Raw genomic sequence first — 17030 nt, 5'->3', positions numbered from 1 at the left:
CGTTTTACCGGCGACCACGCCTATCCGGTTTTGAAACTTGATCAGGTTGTATGGGTTTGCGGCAGAAGGCCTTGGTTTATCAGCTAAACTTCGCTTTTTCGCCGATTTTGCCGGCTAGTCCTTCATTAAAACGATTCCTTTGAGGTGCCGTTGGCGCTTCGACAAAATGTTGCGCGTGAACAAGCTGGGTGAAACGCAGTCTGTTCTGCATCGAATATTTATTTGCCGGGGCGCCCCTGTGGCGCGTCGCTACCGTGAGATAGCCGTCCTCCATGTTTGGTTCCAACGACGACAAGAAGACCCCAGCTGCGGCTGGCGAGAAGAAAAGCCTGTTCGGATGGCTGCGCAAGAAACCGCAGGAACCCGTCGTCGAACAGCCGACGGCCATTCCTGAGCCGGCCCCGGCGCCAGCGCCGGTAATAGAGGAAGCGCCGGCCCCGGTTGTGCTGCCGATTGCCGAGCCGGTGTTGCAACCGGTGGCTGAGGCCGAACCTGAAATGCCGGCTGCCGCCGAACTGCCGCTGACTCCGGTTGCCCAGCCGTGGCTGACCTTGCCGGTGGCCGAAGAGCCGGTGGCATTGGTTGAAGAGGCTGCGCCGCATGTGACGCCGGTGATTCCTGCGCCGGTTGCTTGGGTGCCTGAGCCGGTTCCCGTTCCGGCGGCCGAGCCTGTGATCGAGACCGCACCGGTTCCTGCAGAGCCTGTCGCAGTTGCTCCGGTTGCTCCGGCTATCGAAATCCCCGAGCCTGCACCTGCACCTGCACCTGCACCTGCACCTGCACCTGCACCGGTCGTCGTTGCGCCTGTCGCGGTCGTCGAAACTCCGGTCGCTGCGCCTCGCACCGAAGAAACCAAGGCCGGCTTCTTCGCGCGTCTCAAGCAAGGCCTGTCGAAGACCAGCGCCAGCATCGGCGAGGGCATGGCCAGTCTGTTCCTCGGCAAGAAAGCCATCGATGACGAGTTGCTCGACGACCTCGAAACCCGCCTGCTGACCGCTGACGTCGGCGTCGAAGCCACGTCGGTGATCATCCAGCGTCTGACCCAGAAGGTCGCACGCAAGGAGCTGGCCGATTCCGACGCCCTGTACAAATCCCTGCAAGCCGAGCTGTCTGCGATGCTCAAGCCGGTCGAGCAGCCGCTGAAGATCGTTTCGCAGAACAAGCCGTTCGTGATCCTGGTGGTCGGCGTCAACGGTGCCGGCAAAACCACCACCATCGGCAAGCTGGCCAAGAAGCTGCAACTGGAAGGCAAGAAAGTCATGCTCGCCGCCGGTGACACCTTCCGTGCCGCGGCGGTCGAGCAGTTGCAGGTCTGGGGCGAGCGCAACAAGATTCCGGTGATCGCCCAGCACACTGGTGCTGACTCAGCCTCGGTGATCTTCGACGCCGTGCAGGCCGCCAAGGCCCGTGGCATCGATGTGCTGATCGCCGACACCGCCGGTCGCCTGCACACCAAAGACAACCTGATGGAAGAGCTGAAGAAGGTTCGCCGGGTAATCGGCAAGCTCGACGCCGATGCGCCGCACGAAGTGCTGCTGGTGCTCGACGCCGGTACCGGTCAAAACGCCATCAACCAGGCCAAGCAATTCAACCAGACCGTCGAACTGACCGGCCTGGCGCTGACCAAGCTCGACGGCACCGCCAAGGGCGGGGTGATTTTCGCCCTGGCCAAGCAATTCGGCCTGCCGATCCGCTACATCGGCGTCGGTGAAGGCATCGACGATCTGCGTACCTTTGAAGCCGAACCCTTTGTCCAGGCACTGTTTGCCGAGCGGGAGCGTTCATGATTCGTTTCGAACAGGTCGGTAAACGCTACCCGAACGGTCACGTCGGCTTGCATGAGCTGAGCTTTCGAGTCCGTCGCGGCGAGTTCCTGTTTGTCACCGGCCATTCCGGTGCCGGTAAATCCACTCTGTTGCGCCTGCTGCTGGCGATGGAGCGTCCGACCAGCGGCAAACTGCTGCTGGCCGGGCAAGACCTGAGCACTATCAGCAATGCGCAGATTCCGTTCCTGCGCCGGCAGATCGGCGTGGTGTTCCAGAATCATCAACTGTTGTTCGATCGCACGGTGTTCAACAACGTCGCGCTGCCGTTGCAGATCCTCGGGCTGTCCAAGGCGGAAATCGCCAAGCGCGTCGATTCGGCGCTGGAGCGCGTGGCGCTGTCGGACAAGACCGATCTGTACCCCGGCGACCTGTCCACCGGTCAGCAACAGCGCGTCGGCATTGCCCGCGCCATCGTTCACCGTCCGGCCCTGCTGCTGGCGGACGAACCGACCGGTAACCTCGACCCGCGTCTGGCGGCCGAAATCATGGGTGTGTTCGAAGACATCAACCGTCTGGGTACCAGCGTGCTGATCGCCAGTCACGACCTGGCCCTGATTGCGCGCATGCGCCATCGCATGCTGACCCTGCAACGCGGCCGATTGATCGGTGACGGGGAGGCTGGCGAATGAGTGCAACACGTAGTCCGAAGGTTTCCGAGCGTGTGGCTCCCAAAGCCGCCGATCCGCAGCCGCCAAAAAAGAAAAAGCACGACGATGACGATGGCCCGGATTTCGCCACGCTGTTCCGTGCCTGGGTAGAAAACCACCGTGCCAGCCTGCTCGACAGCCTGCGCCGCCTCGGCAAGCAGCCGATCGGCAGCTTCTTCACCTGCATGGTGATGGCGGTCGCACTGAGTCTGCCGATGGGGCTGTCGCTGTTGCTGAACAACGTCGAGCGCCTGGGTGGTTCTTGGCAGCGTGCGGCACAGATCTCGCTGTACCTGGAGCTCGAAGCCAGTCCGGCTCAGGGCGAGAAGCTGCGCGATCAGATCAAGGGCATGCCCGGTGTAGCTGATGCTGAATATGTCGGCCGCGATCAGGCGCTGGAAGAGTTCCAGCAGCAGTCCGGATTGGGCGAAGCCCTGCGCGAGCTGCCGGAAAACCCGCTGCCGGGCGTGGTGCTGGTCACGCCGAACGAGGTCGACAAGTCGACGCTGGAAGCATTAAGACAAAAACTTTCCGAGCTGCCCAAGGTACAACAGGCGCAACTTGATCTAGTCTGGGTCGAGCGTCTGGCTGCCATCCTCAAGCTCGGCGACCGCTTTGTCTTCGGTCTGACGGTGTTGCTGGTTTCCGCATTACTTTTGGTGATAGGCAATACCATTCGTCTTCATATTGAAAACCGCCGCACCGAGATAGAAGTGATTAAACTCGTTGGCGGCACTGACAGCTATGTGCGTCGTCCCTTCCTTTATATGGGCGCGTTGTATGGCTTCGGTGCGGGGCTGCTGTCCTGGGGTGTGCTGGCGTTCGGCCTGAACTGGCTGAACGACGCGGTGGTTGGACTGGCCGGCTTGTACGGCAGTGATTTTGCACTGGCCGGAGTGCCAGTTGCCGACGGTCTGTCGCTCTTGCTTGGCGCGGTGCTGTTGGGTTATATCGGTGCATGGATTGCAGTCGCACGTCATCTCAGGGAGCTGGCGCCGAAGTAGAATCTTTTTTTGCGCGTGATTGACCTTACGGTTTTTAGGGAACTTGTACTTGAGTTCCCGGTCAATTTTTCGCAGTGCCGAAAGGCGCGAGTATGTAAGTCGGAGGTTTTTTCGTATGACCAATTCTTTGCAACCTGCGTATGCATTGGTTCCGGGCGCAAACCTGGAAGCCTATGTACACACCGTCAACAGCATTCCATTGCTGACGCCGGAGCAGGAGCGTGAACTGGCCGAGAGTCTCTACTATGAGCAGGATTTGGGGGCGGCTCGGCAGATGGTGCTCGCCCACCTGCGATTTGTCGTACACATTGCCCGTAGCTATTCCGGCTACGGTCTGGCTCAGGCTGACCTGATCCAGGAAGGCAACGTCGGCCTGATGAAGGCTGTGAAGCGTTTCAACCCGGAAATGGGCGTGCGTCTGGTGTCCTTCGCGGTGCACTGGATCAAGGCCGAAATTCACGAGTTCATCCTGCGCAACTGGCGGATCGTGAAAGTCGCGACCACCAAGGCCCAGCGCAAGCTGTTCTTCAACCTGCGCAGCCAGAAGAAACGTCTGGCCTGGCTGAACAACGAGGAAGTCCACCGTGTGGCGGAAAGCCTCGGCGTCGAGCCGCGTGAAGTGCGTGAGATGGAAAGTCGCCTGACCGGTCATGACATGGCCTTCGACCCGGCTGCCGAAGCGGACGACGACAGTGCTTTCCAGTCGCCGGCCAACTACCTGGAAGACCACCGGTACGACCCGGCGCGTCAGCTGGAAGATGCCGACTGGAGCGACAACTCCAATCACAACCTGCACGAAGCGCTGGAAGTGCTGGACGAACGCAGCCGCGACATCCTCTACCAGCGCTGGCTGGCAGAAGAGAAAGCCACGCTGCACGACCTGGCACAGAAGTACAACGTGTCGGCCGAGCGGATCCGTCAGCTCGAGAAGAGCGCGATGAACAAGCTCAAGTTGTCGATTGCCGCGTAACCGGTAGTCCGACAATAAAAAACGCCCCGATCAGTGATGATCGGGGCGTTTTTGTTTGCCTGTCAGAAAGTCATTGAGCCCAGGGTGCCCGCCGCGAATCATTGAGTGTCAGCAAATAGCTGTCGCCACCCAGTTGGCTCATCTGCTGGCGAATCCATCCGGCCCTGCGTGAAACATAGGATGTCGGGTGGCTGGCGCTCCAGACCCGGGGATTGGGCAATACGGCTGCCAGATAACTCGCCTGCTGCCGGGACAAAGACTTGGCGCCTACGCCAAAGTGATGCCTTGCTGCCGCTTCGGCACCAAACACGCCGTCATCCCACTCGACACTGTTCAGGTACACCTCAAGAATCCGCTGCTTGGGCCAGAACACTTCGATCAGCGCGGTAAACCACGCTTCCAGGCCTTTGCGCAGATAACTGCGACCCGACCACAAGAACAGGTTCTTCGACACTTGCTGGCTCAAGGTGCTGGCGCCGCGAATCGAGCCGCCGAGTTCGTTGTGGGCCAGTGCGGCCTTGATCGCGCTCAGGTCAAAACCCCAATGCTCGGGGAATTTCTGGTCTTCGCCGGCAATCACCGCGACCTTCAGGTCATCGGAGATCTCGTCCCACGGCTTCCAGGTGCGCTGCAGATCAATCGGCTCGCCGTCGACCCAGGATTCGATCTTGCGCTCGACCATCAGCGCCGTGCCCGGTGGCGGCACGAAGCGAAACACCAGCACCAGCAATACGCTGCCGCCCGCGAACCAGAGCAGAGCCTTCGTGAAACGACGGAGAAATAAACGCAGCATAGAGATGGCTTGGCCGAACCGGTTGAGCGGGCCATTATACAGACCCTGCCGATCGAGTCTGACTGGAGTTCTACATGCTGCGTAGCTTTCTGATGCTGGCTGCCTTCTTTGGTTTTACCGGTGTCGGCCTCGGCGCATTCGCCGCCCATGGCCTGAAAAACCGCCTGACCCCCGAGTACCTCGCGATCTTCCACACCGGCGTCACCTATCAACTGGTGCATGCGCTGGCGTTGTTCGGCGTGGCACTGCTGGCCACGCAGCTTCAGGGGCGACTGGTTGCCTGGGCCGGTATCTCGTTCAGCATCGGCATCCTGCTGTTCTCCGGCAGCCTGTACCTGCTGACCACCGTCGGCATCGGCAAGCTCGGCATCATCACCCCGTTCGGTGGCCTGGCGTTCCTGATCGGCTGGTTGTGCCTCGGACTCGCCGCCTGGCGCCTGCAGCCAACCGCTTGACGCTTGGTGCTGACCTTTAGGTCATGATCGGGCTAGAATGCCACCCCCTAAAAATGATGGCGGCATCCGGCATGCGCATTCAGTTGAACGGCGAATCCCTTGAACTGCCCGACGGTGAAACCGTTGCGGCCCTGCTGACCCGTCTGGACCTGACCGGACGCCGTGTGGCGGTCGAACTCAATCTGGATATCGTCCCGCGCAGCCAGCATGCCGACACCACGCTGAACGACGGCGACAACGTCGAAGTGGTACACGCCATCGGCGGCGGCTAGTCGCCAGGCCTGCATGGGCCGAGAATTCTGCAAGACCCTCACCCCAACAGAGGATTTCCCATGAGCATCGTTCGTAGCGACAAGCCTTTCGTTCTGGCCGGTCGTACTTACCAGTCGCGTTTGCTGGTCGGTACCGGCAAGTACCGTGACATGGAAGAAACCCGTCTGGCCATCGAAGCCTCGGGTGCCGAGATCGTCACCTTCGCCGTGCGCCGCACCAACCTGGGCCAGATCGAAGGCGAGCCGAACCTGCTCGACGTGCTGTCGCCGGATCGCTACACCTTCCTGCCGAACACCGCTGGCTGCTACGACGCTGTCGAGGCTGTGCGCACCTGCCGCCTGGCCCGTGAGCTGCTCGATGGCCACAACCTGGTGAAGCTGGAAGTGCTGGCCGACCAGAAAACCCTGTTCCCCAACGTGATCGAAACCCTCAAGGCCGCCGAAGTGCTGGTCAAGGAAGGTTTCGACGTGATGGTTTACACCAGTGATGACCCGATCATCGCCCGTCAACTGGCTGAAATCGGCTGCATCGCAGTGATGCCGCTGGCCGGTCTGATCGGTTCGGGCCTGGGGATCTGCAACCCGTACAACCTGCAGATCATCCTTGAAGAAGCAAAAATTCCGGTGCTGGTGGATGCCGGTGTCGGCACCGCTTCCGACGCCACCATCTCCATGGAGCTGGGCTGTGATGCGGTGCTGATGAACTCGGCCATCGCCCACGCCCAGCAGCCGATCATGATGGCTGAAGCCATGAAACACGCGATCGTCGCGGGCCGCCTGGCCTACCTCGCCGGCCGCATGCCGAAAAAACTCTATGCCAGCGCCTCTTCGCCGCTGGATGGTCTGATCAAGTAAGAGCTATTGATGACTGAATCGAACGACACGCCAATCCAGACGGAAGAAGGCGACGAGCGCCAACACCGCCGCATCAAGAGTTTCGTGATGCGCGCCGGGCGCATGACCGAAGGCCAGCAGCGCGGCCTGGATCAGGGCGCGCCGAAGTTCGTCCTGCCGCTGGCCGATGCGCCGGTGGATTACGACCAGGTGTTCGGCCGTTCCGCGCCGCGTTCGCTGGAGATCGGTTTCGGCATGGGCCACTCGCTGCTGGAAATGGCAGCCGCTGCGCCGGAGCAGGATTTCATCGGTGTCGAAGTTCACCGTCCGGGTGTTGGTGCGCTGCTCAATGGCGTGCTGACGCAGGGCCTGACCAACCTGCGGGTCTACGATTGCGACGCGATCGAAGTGCTCAATCGCTGCATCGCCGACAACAGCCTCGATCGCCTGATGCTGTTCTTCCCGGATCCGTGGCACAAGAGTCGTCACCACAAGCGCCGCATCGTTCAGGCGTCCTTCGCTGAGCTGGTGCGCAGCAAGCTGAAGGTTGGCGGCATTCTGCACATGGCCACCGACTGGGAACCGTACGCCGAATACATGCTGGAAGTGATGAACGTCGCCCCGGGCTATCGCAACCTCGCCGAAGACGGCAAGTGCGTGCCACGCCCGGCCGAACGCCCGATCACCAAGTTCGAACGCCGTGGCGAACGTCTTGGGCATGGCGTTTGGGATCTGAAGTTCGAAAAGCTCGCTTAAGCATCACGCAATAAAACTGTGGGAGCCATTGGCTCCCACAGTTGTTTTAGCAGTACTCGGAAGTTACACCGTTGAAAGAAATGCCGCCGGAACCCGCTCGGTCAGCCAGACGCCATTCTCGGCCTGATAGAACTTGAAACCCTGTTCCTGCATCTGCCGCGCTGCAACCTTCAGAATCACCACCGTTCCGTAACGTTGCCCAACCGCCGAGGCGGTAGCGGTTTCCTGAGAAAGGTGCACGTGATGGCGTGACCCCGGAATCAATCCCTGCTCGTTGATCGAGTCCATGAAGCGCGTCGCGGTGCCGTGATACAGCGTTTCCGGAGGCTGCTTTTCTTCGAACTGCAGCTCCACGCTTTTCGTCGAGTGTCCCTGAACCGCACGAATCGACTGACCGTCGGCGGAGATCGAAAAGCGCTTCTTGTCGCTGCTCGCCACGACGTTTTCGATTAGCGCGCGATCCAGCGTTCTACCGTCCCGCGCCGCGCCATTGATCAAGGCGTCGATGTCTGCCCAGCCTTCAGAGTCCAGCGTCAAGCCAATCGCCTGTGGCTCATGACGCAGCACGAAGCTGAGAAATTTGCTTGTTTCGTCCAGCAGTTTCTTGCTCATGAACTTCCCTGTCTGTTTTCAATGCGCGGTCAGCGGCGATCCGCGACTACGCCGATCAAAACGAGCACCACCAACAACACCGGTGCCAGGCTGTAGTTGTTGAACTGGCTCAAGCCCTTCACCACCCAAGGCGTGGCGTAGATCAGTGCCGCGCCGCTGCCGATCAGGCAGAGCAGGGCCATCAGCGGGACGCGCAGGGCGCCGGTGATGCTGCCCAGGCGTTGGTCGACCCAGGCCTTGAAGTCAGCGCCGAACAGCACCAGCAGGCAGCCCACCAGGGCCAGCGCGATTTCCGAGAGGTTGCTGCGGCTCCAGCGGGACACGGTGGCGAGCAGGTCGAGAATCAAATCCATGGTTTTTCCTTGGGGCTGCCGTTGGGCGTTGGGCTCAGTTCAGAAATTTCTGCAGCAAGTCATTGAGGAACAGTTGTCCGCGCTCGGTGGCCGCCAGACGTGACGGTTCGACCTGCAACAGACCGCTTTGTTCGGCCTCGCGGCGGTGTTCGTCGAGGCTCTCCAGCGGCAGGCCGGTGCGCTCGGGGTACAGGCGTGATTCGACGCCGGCAGTCAGGCGCAGGGCGTTCATCAGGAACTCGAACGGCATCTCGTCATCGGTCAGGGCTTTCTCGCCAGCCTGGAAGCTTTTGGCCGGGTTGAGGTAGTCCTTCGGCAAGCGCGTCTTCCAGGTGCGCACGATCCGCCCGTCCGGGTGGCTGAGCTTGCCGTGGGCGCCGGCGCCGATACCGATGAAGTCGCCGAAGCTCCAGTAATTGAGGTTATGCCGCGCCGGGCGACCGGGCTGCGCATAGGCGGAGACTTCGTACTGCGCGTAACCGTGTTCGGCCAGCAGCGCCTGTCCGGCCTCCTGAATGTCCCACAGCGTGTCGTCTTCCGGCAGCACTGGCGGCTGGTTCCAGAACACGGTGTTCGGCTCCAGTGTCAGCTGATACCAGGAAATGTGCGTTGGCTTCAGCTCGATCGCCTGACGCAGGTCGCTCAGGGCATCGTCCAACGACTGATCCGGTAAGCCGTGCATCAAGTCGAGGTTGAAGTTATCGAACCCGGCCTGGCGCGCCATGCCGGCGGCGCGGATGGCTTCGTCGCCGTTGTGGATACGGCCGAGGGCCTTGAGCTTTTCCTGCTGGAAGCTCTGGATACCGATCGACAGGCGATTGATCCCCAGTTTGCGGTAGGCGACGAACTTCTCTTGCTCGAAAGTCCCGGGGTTGGCTTCCAGGGTGATTTCGATGTCATCGGCAAACGGAATGCGTTGTTTCACACCTTCGAGCAAGCGGCCGAGGGCTTCGGCACTGAACAGGCTCGGCGTGCCACCGCCAAAGAAGATCGAACTCAACTCACGGCCGTACACCGCGTGCAGGTCCTGATCGAGGTCGGCCAGCATCGCGTCGACGTATTCCTGCTCTGGTAGCACCGGGCTGGCGGTGTGGGAGTTGAAGTCGCAATACGGGCATTTGCGCACACACCACGGGATGTGGATGTACAGCGCCAGGGGCGGCAGCGTCGGCAACGGCGCCCGAGGCGAGGAGGCGGCGCCGCCGATGATCAGCGACGACGCAGAGGAGCTATCGGTCATTTCAAGCCCAGACGCAGGCGCAGCAGATCCATTGCACGGGCGCGGTGGCTGATCTGGTTCTTGTCGCTCGGGCTCAGCTCGGCACTGGACACGTTACGCTCCGGGACCCAGAACAATGGGTCGTAGCCGAAACCGTGTTCACCGCTGGCGGCAGTCAGGATGCGCCCATGCCACAGACCTTCGCAGAGGATCGGCAGCGGATCATCGGCATGACGCACCAGCGCCAGCACGCAGACGAACTGCGCGCCGCGCTCGGCTTCCGGTACGTCCTTCAAGGCGTCGAGCAGTTTGGCGTTGTTCGCCGCATCGCCCTTGCCGTCGGCGTAGCGCGCCGAGTAGATACCCGGCGCACCGCCGAGGAAATCCACCGCCAGACCCGAATCGTCGGCCAGCGCCGGCAGCCCGGAGATGCGCGCAGCATTTCGGGCCTTGAGGATCGCGTTCTCGATGAACGACAGACCGGTTTCTTCCGGCTCCACGCTGCTGAATTCGCCGATCGAGCGCAGATGCACTGATTCGCCGAGCATGGCCTGGAGTTCCTTGAGTTTGCCGGCGTTATGGCTGGCCAGTACGAGTTGCTTGAGGTTCATCATTCGCCGGGGAAAAGCTCTTGGTTGAAATTGATGGTGTTGATCTTGTCACCGTTCTGCACCTTGATTTCAAAGGTGCGGGTTTCCTGCTGTTCCACCGGATACTGGGCGATGTAATAGATCGCGCCCTGTTCGGTGATCTGGCGGAATTTCAGCGGCACGCTCTGGCTGGTCAGGTCTTTGACCGTGCCGGTGACATTGGCGATCAACGGCTTGCCGTCCTTGATCACCGAGACATTGATCACGCCCTGATTCTTGCTGCGGATCAGCTCGGCGGCCTTGGCAATGTCCGGTTGCAGGTAGGTCGAGTTGAAGGTGTTGTAGTGCACCGTCACGTCGCCGAAGGTTTCCTGGCGCTCGCCTTTGATGACGTCGGCAGCGATGGCCGAGAGGCTCAGGCAGGCGGCCAATAGCGCGGTAATCAAGCGTCCCATGTTCGTTCTCCTCGCAATGTCGTGGTTCAGACCGCGATTCTGTGATCCTGCAGCCCCGGGCTGCTGACGCGGTAGATACCGATCTCACCTAACAGATTAGGCCATAGCTTACTGGCCCACCCGTGGCGGTGCTGTTGATCCACGGCAAGCCGATCAATGACCTTCGCCTCACGTTCGCGGCAAAGTTCTTCAAAGTCTTCGAAGGTGCAGAAGTGAATGTTCGGCGTGTTGTACCAGGTGTACGGCAGGAACTCGGACACCGGCATCCGGCCCTTGCTCGCCAAGTACCAGCGGCAGCGCCAGTGGCCGAAGTTGGGGAAGGTGATGATGCACTGGCGACCGACCCGCAGCATTTCGTCGAGGATCTTGTCCGGGTAGTGCACGGCTTGCAGGGCCTGGGTCATCACCACCACGTCGAAGCTGTTGCTGGCGAAGTTGCCCAGGCCCTTGTCCAGGTCCTGTTCGATGACGTTGATGCCCTTGGCCACGCACTCGGCGATGTTGTCCGGGTCGTTTTCCAGGCCATAACCGGTGACCTGCTTGTGGTCGCGCAGCCAGGTCAGCAACTCGCCGTCACCGCAGCCGAGGTCGAGCACGCGGCTGCCGGCGGGGATCCATTCCTGGATGATTTCCAGATCAGCTCTCATGGCTTTCTCACAACGTAATGCGGTTCATGTAATTGCCGAACGCCTGCAAATAGCGCGGGATCGGAATCAGGAAGGCGTCGTGGCCCTGCGGCGCATCGATTTCCAGGTAGCTGACGTCCTTGCGCGCGGCCATCAGCGCGTCCACCAGTTCCCGCGATCGGGCCGGGGAGAAGCGCCAGTCGGTGGTGAACGACATCACGCAGAATTTGGCTTTGGCACCTTCGAAGGTTTTCGCCAGGTTATCGTCGAAGTTCGCCGCCGGATCGAAGTAATCCAGCGCCTTGGTCATCAACAGATACGTGTTGGCATCGAAGCGCCCGGAGAACTCTTCGCCCTGGTAGCGCAGGTAGCTTTCGACCTGGAACTCGACGCTGTGGAAGTCGTAGTTGAGCTTTTCGCTCTTCAGGCCACGGCCGAATTTCTCGCCCATGGAGTCGTCGGACAGGTAGGTGATGTGCCCGACCATCCGCGCCAGCATCAGCCCGCGCTTGGGGATCACGCCCTGTTCCTGGAACGAGCCGCCGTGGAATTCCGGGTCGGTGAGAATCGCCTGGCGCGCCACTTCGTTGAAGGCGATGTTCTGCGCCGACAGCTTGGGGGCCGAGGCGATGGCCAGGCAGTGGCGCACGCGATCCGGATACGTGATGGTCCATTGCAGCGCCTGCATGCCGCCGAGGCTGCCACCGATCACTGCGGCCCACTGGCCGATGCCGAGCAGGTCGGCGAGGCGTGCCTGGCTGTGCACCCAGTCTTCCACGGTCAGCACCGGGAAGTCGGCGCCGAACGGCTTGCCGGTTTCCGGGTTGAGGCTGCTCGGGCCGGTGGAGCCGTTGCAGCCGCCGAGGTTGTTCAGGCTGACCACGAAGAACTTGTTGGTGTCGATCGGTTTGCCGGGGCCGATGCAGCTGTCCCACCAACCGGGCTTGCGGTCGTCGACGCTGTGGTAGCCGGCGGCATGGTGGTGGCCGGACAAGGCGTGGCAGATCAACACGGCGTTGCTCGCTTGCGCGTTCAGCGTGCCGTAGGTTTCGTAGATCAGGTCATAAGCGGCCAGCGAACGGCCGCAGGCCAGGGCCAGCGGTTCGCTGAAGTGCGCCGTTTGCGGCGTCACCAGACCAACAGAATCGGGGGGAAAGGCAGCTGGCATCGACCCTGCTCTCGTTGAAATGAGGCGTAAGTCTAAAGACCGCTGCCCCCAGCGGCAAGCAACGATCAGGGGTGTTGAAGCCCCGGCAGATCCGGCAGTTTTTTGGGGGCGTGGATGCGCACACGTTTCTGCCGGTTCAACTCACCGCTGATCAGGCTGACCTGACTCTTGGAAACTCCAAAAGCCTTGGCCAGAAACCCCATCAGGTACGCATTGGCCTTGCCCTCGACCGGCGGGGCGGTCAGGCGGATCTTCAAGCGGTCGCCGTGCAGCCCGCAGAAATCATCGCTGCGGGCTGCCGGTTGCAGGTGACACTCGAGGATCAAGTCGTCACCGTCCCAACGAAACCAGCTCACATCAACAGGCGCAAAATTTCCGGCATCATCGTCATCGCCGCGAGGTTGTTGATCACCAGCATGTCGATCAGCTTCAGCGCGAGGAAGGCGAAGATCGGCGACAGGTCCAGACCGCCCATGCTCGGCAGGAAGCGACGGAACGGCGCCAGGGCCGGTTCGCAGATCTGGTTCACCAGCTCGGCGCCCGGGTTATGGCTGCCCGGAGCGACCCACGACAGGATCACGCTGATGATCAGGGCGAAGAAGAAAATCTTCAGGAACAGCGCGGTCACGCCGATGATCGACCAGATGAACAGTTGCAGCGGGTTGCCGGTGGTGCCGTAGGTCAGCAGCAGGGTCAGCGCCATCAGTGCCAGTTGCACGAGGATTGCCAGCACCAGCGACGACATGTCGAGGCCGAAGACGCTCGGGATGATCCGGCGCAGTGGCTTGAGCAGCGGCTGGGTAGCCTTGACCACGAACTGGCACAGCGGGTTGTAGAAGTTCGCCCGCACCAGTTGCAGGACAAAGCGCAGCAGCACGATCAGCAGGTACAGGCTGCCGAGGGTTTGCAGCACGTAGACCGCTGCAGTGTTCAATCCAATCATGTAAGGCTCCTTATTTGCCCAGTTGTTCGGCCATTTCGGCCGAGCGGTGCGCGGCGGCGCCGAGTGCTTTTTCCACCAGGGCTTCGAAGCCGCCGGCCTGGAACGATTTGATCGCCGCTTCAGTGGTGCCCGCTGGCGAGGTCACGCGGCGGCGCAGTTCGGCGGCGTCGACGTCGCTGGACACGGCCATGTGCGCGGCGCCCAGTGCGGTTTGCAGGGTCAGTTGCTCGGCGGTTTCCTTCGGCAGACCGAGTTTGACGCCAGCGGCGGTCATGGCTTCGATCAGCAGGAAGAAGTACGCCGGGCCGGAACCGGAGACAGCGGTGACCGCGTCCAGTTGTTGCTCTTCGTTCAGCCACAGGGCGATGCCCACGGCGGACAGCAGCTCTTCAGCCTGCTGGCGCTGTTCGGCGCTCACGTCGCCAGTGGCGTACAGACCGCTCACGCCCTGACGCAGCAGCGCCGGGGTGTTGGGCATGCAGCGCACGATCGGCTGCTCGCCAAGCCATGCGGTCATGCTGGCGCAGGTGATGCCGGCGGCAATCGACACCACCAGTTGATTCGGTTTCAGGCTCGGGCGGATCGCTTCGCACACGGCTTTCATGGCCTGTGGCTTGACCGCCAGCACGACAACGTCGGCACCGTCGATGGCCTGGGCGTTGTCGGCGAAGGTTTCGATGCCGTGCTCGGCGCTGACCCGGTTGCGGGTCTCTTCGCCCGGATCGCTGGCGCGGATCGATGCGGCTTCCAGACCCTTGGCCCGCAAGCCGCCGATCAGGCTGGCGGCCATGTTGCCGGCACCGATAAAGGCAATACGTGTGTTGCTCATGTCAGGTCCTTATCTGGAAATCATCAAGATTGGGAGTAGTCGCGAGCGCCAAACAGGGCCGTACCGATACGGACCCAGGTGGCGCCCTGGGCAATGGCCGACTCGAGGTCGTGGCTCATGCCCATGGAAAGTGTGTCGAGCGGCAGATCGAGGCTGGCCTGCAGCTTCTGAACAGCGGCGAATGCGGCGTCTTGCTCGGCGCGATCGTCGGTCGGCTCGGGAATCGCCATCAGCCCGCGCAGCTTCAGGCGCGGCAGGGCGCTGATGGCCTGGGCCAGCGCCGGCAGGTCGGCCGGGGTGCAGCCGGACTTGCTGGCTTCGCCGCTGACGTTGACCTGAATGCAGATATTCAGTGGCGGCAGATCCGCCGGGCGTTGTTCGGACAGGCGTTGGGCGATTTTGAGGCGATCCACGGAGTGCACCCAGGCGAAATGCTCGGCAATCGAGCGGGTCTTGTTCGACTGAATGGGGCCGATGAAGTGCCAGATCAAGGGCAGGTCGGCCAGTTCGAGCTGTTTGCCCAGGGCTTCCTGCAGATAGTTCTCGCCAAAGTCGCGCAGGCCGGCGGCGTACGCTTCGCGCAGGGCTTCGGCGGGTTTGGTCTTGCTCACGGCCAGCAGCTGGACGCTGTTTTCATCGCGGCCGGCGGCTTGGGTCGCTGCCTGGATGCGCGAACTAACCAGTGAGATGTTGTCTGCTATCGTGGACATCAAGAGGCGCCAGCGGTCTGTAGGTTCGCGGCATTCTACTGGAATTGAGGAACGCTATGGATATCACTGAACTGCTGGCCTTCAGCGCCAAACAGGGCGCTTCCGACCTGCACCTGTCAGCCGGACTGCCGCCGATGATCCGCGTGGATGGTGATGTGCGGCGGATCAATCTGCCGGCGCTGGATCACAAGCAGGTGCATGAGCTGATCTACGACATCATGAACGACACCCAGCGGGTGGAGTACGAGAAACATCTGGAAACCGACTTTTCCTTCGAAGTACCGGGTGTGGCGCGCTTTCGGGTCAACGCCTTCAACCAGAACCGTGGCGCCGGCGCCGTGTTTCGCACCATTCCGTCGAAAGTGCTGAGCATGGAAGACCTCGCCATGGGCGACGTCTTTCGCAAGATCACCGACGCCCCGCGCGGGCTGGTGCTGGTGACGGGGCCGACCGGTTCCGGCAAGTCCACCACGCTGGCGGCGATGATCGATTACCTCAACACCCATCGCCATCACCACATCCTGACCATCGAAGACCCCATCGAATTCGTTCACGAATCGCGCAAATGCCTGATCAATCAGCGTGAGGTCCATCGCGATACCCGCAGTTTCGCCACGGCGTTGCGTTCAGCGCTGCGTGAAGACCCGGACGTGATCCTGGTGGGCGAGATGCGCGATCTGGAAACCATCCGCCTGGCGTTGACCGCTGCCGAAACCGGGCACCTGGTGTTCGGCACGCTGCACACCACGTCGGCGGCCAAGACCATCGACCGGGTGGTGGACGTGTTCCCGGGGGATGAGAAGTCCATGGTGCGCTCGATGTTGTCCGAGTCGCTGCTGGCCGTGGTGTCGCAAACGCTGATCAAGAAGATCGGCGGTGGGCGGGTGGCGGCGCACGAGATCATGCTCGGCACGTCGGCGATCCGTAACCTGATCCGCGAGGACAAGGTGGCGCAGATGTATTCGGCGATCCAGACCGGCGGGTCACTGGGGATGCAGACACTCGACATGTGCCTGAAGGATCTGGTGACCAAGGGCCTGATCAGTCGCGAACATGCGCGGGAGAAGGCGCGGACACCGGATAATTTCTAGGGACGAAAAAAAACGCAGCCCGAAGGCTGCGTTTTTTTTGATCTGCAAAGATCAGCGCTGAACCACGCGCATCTGCTTGCCACCTGGTTCTTTCGGCAGCACGCGCTTGGCTACCACGTAATGCTGTTCCCAATACGGCTTGTTCAGCGTATCGATGCTCACCGCTTTACCGCGGCGCGGTGCGTGGATGAAGCGGTCGTTGCCCAGGTAGATGGCAACGTGATTGACCCGACGGCTCTTGATGTTGAAGAAAATCAGGTCGCCAGGCTTGAGATCCTTGCGCTCGACTTTCTCGCCGTGGCCGCTGGCCATGGCATTCGAGGTGCGGGGCAGGTCGAAAGTCGCGTCGTTGAACGCGTATTTCACCAGACCGCTGCAATCGAAGCCTTTACTTGGGCTGCTGCCGCCCCAACGGTAAGGTGTACCGAGGACGTTCACCGCGCGACTGAGGACGTTGCTGCTTTCCTTGTTCGCCATCGGTGGGACCAGCTTGCCGTGACTCTTGCTGGCAAGCGTGGTGTGTTTCGTTTGCTTGCCTTTGTTCGATGGAGCAGAGGCATGGGATTTAGGGGTGAAGCCGTTGACGTTGGGAAGACGTTGCTCACGATTGGTGGCGTGGGCGGCCAGTGGCATTAATAGGCAAATGGTTAGCCATGTCTTGAAAAATGGACGCATTAGGCAGGGCTCTTATGTGTTAGCGCGCAACTTTATAACAGCTTTTTTGTCCCTTCCGAGGCCGTTGGTCGATTCAAAAGGCGGGCAACGGAACCAAACAAGCGGCAAATAGACGCAATTGTCGGACAGAAGTCAGGTGCTATAAGGCTTTGACGGAACACACGGTAGCATTTGCCGTACGTCGGCTACCTGTAAAAAAGTC

At 61.2% G+C, this 17030-nt stretch carries 23 protein-coding genes; 9 read left to right on the top strand and 14 right to left on the bottom strand.

Translation table 11 applies throughout. From position 1 onward, the window contains the following. Positions 1 to 79: 79 nt before the first annotated feature. Entirely contained in the window at positions 80 to 274 is a 195-nt protein-coding gene (locus AC1RME_RS01180; protein WP_096817581.1) for a hypothetical protein, read from the bottom strand. On the opposite strand from AC1RME_RS01180, the gene ftsY reads away from it, so the two are divergent. The 4 genes from ftsY (at position 273) to rpoH (ending at position 4447) form a co-directional block, all read left to right on the top strand. Continuing rightward, complete coding sequence (gene ftsY, locus AC1RME_RS01175; protein WP_493090285.1) at positions 273 to 1787, top strand: signal recognition particle-docking protein FtsY; 1515 nt, start codon at positions 273 to 275, stop codon at positions 1785 to 1787. The two genes, AC1RME_RS01180 and ftsY, sit on opposite strands and share 2 nt — an antisense overlap. Then, positions 1784 to 2455, top strand: a complete 672-nt coding sequence (gene ftsE / locus AC1RME_RS01170; protein WP_008065082.1) for a cell division ATP-binding protein FtsE — start codon at positions 1784 to 1786, stop codon at positions 2453 to 2455. Before ftsY ends, ftsE begins: the two co-directional genes overlap by 4 nt. Next, entirely contained in the window at positions 2452 to 3477 is a 1026-nt protein-coding gene (ftsX, locus tag AC1RME_RS01165; RefSeq protein WP_096817585.1) for a permease-like cell division protein FtsX, read from the top strand. The genes ftsE and ftsX overlap by 4 nt, the downstream gene beginning before the upstream one ends. 115 nt (positions 3478 to 3592) lie before the next feature. Beyond that, positions 3593 to 4447, top strand: coding sequence for an RNA polymerase sigma factor RpoH (gene rpoH / locus AC1RME_RS01160; RefSeq protein ID WP_003229146.1), 855 nt, complete (start codon positions 3593 to 3595; stop codon positions 4445 to 4447). A 70-nt stretch (positions 4448 to 4517) separates the two neighbouring features. Here rpoH and mtgA read toward each other — a convergent pair whose 3' ends face one another. Then, positions 4518 to 5240 (bottom strand): monofunctional biosynthetic peptidoglycan transglycosylase, encoded by a 723-nt coding sequence (gene mtgA, locus AC1RME_RS01155; RefSeq protein WP_096817587.1) that lies wholly within the window; start codon positions 5238 to 5240, stop codon positions 4518 to 4520. A 74-nt stretch (positions 5241 to 5314) separates the two neighbouring features. Here mtgA and AC1RME_RS01150 point away from each other — a divergent pair, with 74 nt between their 5' ends. The 4 genes from AC1RME_RS01150 (at position 5315) to trmB (ending at position 7557) form a co-directional block, all read left to right on the top strand. Continuing rightward, the gene (locus tag AC1RME_RS01150) at positions 5315 to 5695 is read left to right on the top strand and encodes a DUF423 domain-containing protein (protein WP_085709061.1); all 381 of its coding nucleotides are present in this window, start codon (positions 5315 to 5317) and stop codon (positions 5693 to 5695) included. Between the two features lie 71 nt (positions 5696 to 5766). Continuing rightward, positions 5767 to 5967: a sulfur carrier protein ThiS gene (gene thiS / locus AC1RME_RS01145; RefSeq protein ID WP_167394879.1), complete on the top strand. Its 201-nt coding sequence runs from the start codon at positions 5767 to 5769 to the stop codon at positions 5965 to 5967. Between the two features lie 60 nt (positions 5968 to 6027). Then, on the top strand, positions 6028 to 6822 hold the full coding sequence (locus AC1RME_RS01140) for a thiazole synthase (RefSeq protein WP_085731561.1): 795 nt from the start codon (positions 6028 to 6030) through the stop codon (positions 6820 to 6822). A gap of 9 nt (positions 6823 to 6831) precedes the next feature. After that, entirely contained in the window at positions 6832 to 7557 is a 726-nt protein-coding gene (gene trmB, locus AC1RME_RS01135) for a tRNA (guanosine(46)-N7)-methyltransferase TrmB (protein ID WP_085646976.1), read from the top strand. A gap of 63 nt (positions 7558 to 7620) precedes the next feature. Here the strand turns inward: trmB and AC1RME_RS01130 are convergent, their stop codons facing one another. From AC1RME_RS01130 to AC1RME_RS01080, 11 genes are all read right to left on the bottom strand, one after another. Next, the gene (locus AC1RME_RS01130) at positions 7621 to 8169 is read right to left on the bottom strand and encodes an RNA 2'-phosphotransferase (RefSeq protein WP_096817589.1); all 549 of its coding nucleotides are present in this window, start codon (positions 8167 to 8169) and stop codon (positions 7621 to 7623) included. A gap of 29 nt (positions 8170 to 8198) precedes the next feature. Then, positions 8199 to 8522, bottom strand: a complete 324-nt coding sequence (locus tag AC1RME_RS01125; RefSeq protein ID WP_096817591.1) for a DUF3392 domain-containing protein — start codon at positions 8520 to 8522, stop codon at positions 8199 to 8201. Positions 8523 to 8556: 34 nt separating this feature from the next. Then, positions 8557 to 9762, bottom strand: a complete 1206-nt coding sequence (gene hemW, locus AC1RME_RS01120; protein ID WP_096817593.1) for a radical SAM family heme chaperone HemW — start codon at positions 9760 to 9762, stop codon at positions 8557 to 8559. Beyond that, a complete protein-coding gene (rdgB, locus tag AC1RME_RS01115; RefSeq protein WP_096817595.1) occupies positions 9759 to 10355 on the bottom strand; it encodes an RdgB/HAM1 family non-canonical purine NTP pyrophosphatase in 597 nt (198 codons plus the stop codon). The genes hemW and rdgB overlap by 4 nt, the downstream gene beginning before the upstream one ends. Next, entirely contained in the window at positions 10352 to 10786 is a 435-nt protein-coding gene (locus AC1RME_RS01110; RefSeq protein WP_096817597.1) for a DUF4426 domain-containing protein, read from the bottom strand. The genes rdgB and AC1RME_RS01110 overlap by 4 nt, the downstream gene beginning before the upstream one ends. A gap of 26 nt (positions 10787 to 10812) precedes the next feature. Next, positions 10813 to 11433 carry a methionine biosynthesis protein MetW gene (gene metW, locus AC1RME_RS01105; RefSeq protein ID WP_096817600.1) on the bottom strand — a complete coding sequence of 207 codons (621 nt, stop codon included), beginning with the start codon at positions 11431 to 11433 and terminating at the stop codon, positions 10813 to 10815. A 7-nt stretch (positions 11434 to 11440) separates the two neighbouring features. Continuing rightward, the gene (metX, locus tag AC1RME_RS01100) at positions 11441 to 12580 is read right to left on the bottom strand and encodes a homoserine O-succinyltransferase MetX (protein ID WP_096817602.1); all 1140 of its coding nucleotides are present in this window, start codon (positions 12578 to 12580) and stop codon (positions 11441 to 11443) included. A gap of 65 nt (positions 12581 to 12645) precedes the next feature. Continuing rightward, positions 12646 to 12936 carry a DUF167 domain-containing protein gene (locus tag AC1RME_RS01095; RefSeq protein ID WP_096817603.1) on the bottom strand — a complete coding sequence of 97 codons (291 nt, stop codon included), beginning with the start codon at positions 12934 to 12936 and terminating at the stop codon, positions 12646 to 12648. Next, a complete protein-coding gene (locus AC1RME_RS01090) occupies positions 12933 to 13523 on the bottom strand; it encodes a YggT family protein (RefSeq protein WP_096817605.1) in 591 nt (196 codons plus the stop codon). Before AC1RME_RS01090 ends, AC1RME_RS01095 begins: the two co-directional genes overlap by 4 nt. Positions 13524 to 13533: 10 nt before the next feature. Then, positions 13534 to 14352: a pyrroline-5-carboxylate reductase gene (gene proC, locus AC1RME_RS01085; RefSeq protein WP_096817607.1), complete on the bottom strand. Its 819-nt coding sequence runs from the start codon at positions 14350 to 14352 to the stop codon at positions 13534 to 13536. 23 nt (positions 14353 to 14375) lie between these two features. Beyond that, positions 14376 to 15062, bottom strand: a complete 687-nt coding sequence (locus AC1RME_RS01080) for a YggS family pyridoxal phosphate-dependent enzyme (protein ID WP_096817608.1) — start codon at positions 15060 to 15062, stop codon at positions 14376 to 14378. A 56-nt stretch (positions 15063 to 15118) separates the two neighbouring features. Here AC1RME_RS01080 and AC1RME_RS01075 point away from each other — a divergent pair, with 56 nt between their 5' ends. Continuing rightward, on the top strand, positions 15119 to 16153 hold the full coding sequence (locus AC1RME_RS01075; RefSeq protein WP_085709073.1) for a type IV pilus twitching motility protein PilT: 1035 nt from the start codon (positions 15119 to 15121) through the stop codon (positions 16151 to 16153). A gap of 51 nt (positions 16154 to 16204) precedes the next feature. Here the strand turns inward: AC1RME_RS01075 and AC1RME_RS01070 are convergent, their stop codons facing one another. Further along, positions 16205 to 16828, bottom strand: a complete 624-nt coding sequence (locus AC1RME_RS01070; protein WP_096817610.1) for a C40 family peptidase — start codon at positions 16826 to 16828, stop codon at positions 16205 to 16207. Between the last annotated feature and the right edge of the window lie 202 nt (positions 16829 to 17030).

It is taken from the genome of Pseudomonas sp. GW822-FHT03F08 (genome assembly GCF_058801265.1).
Note: the sequence above shows the minus strand (reverse complement) of the source record. Positions and strands in the feature narration are given on the sequence as shown.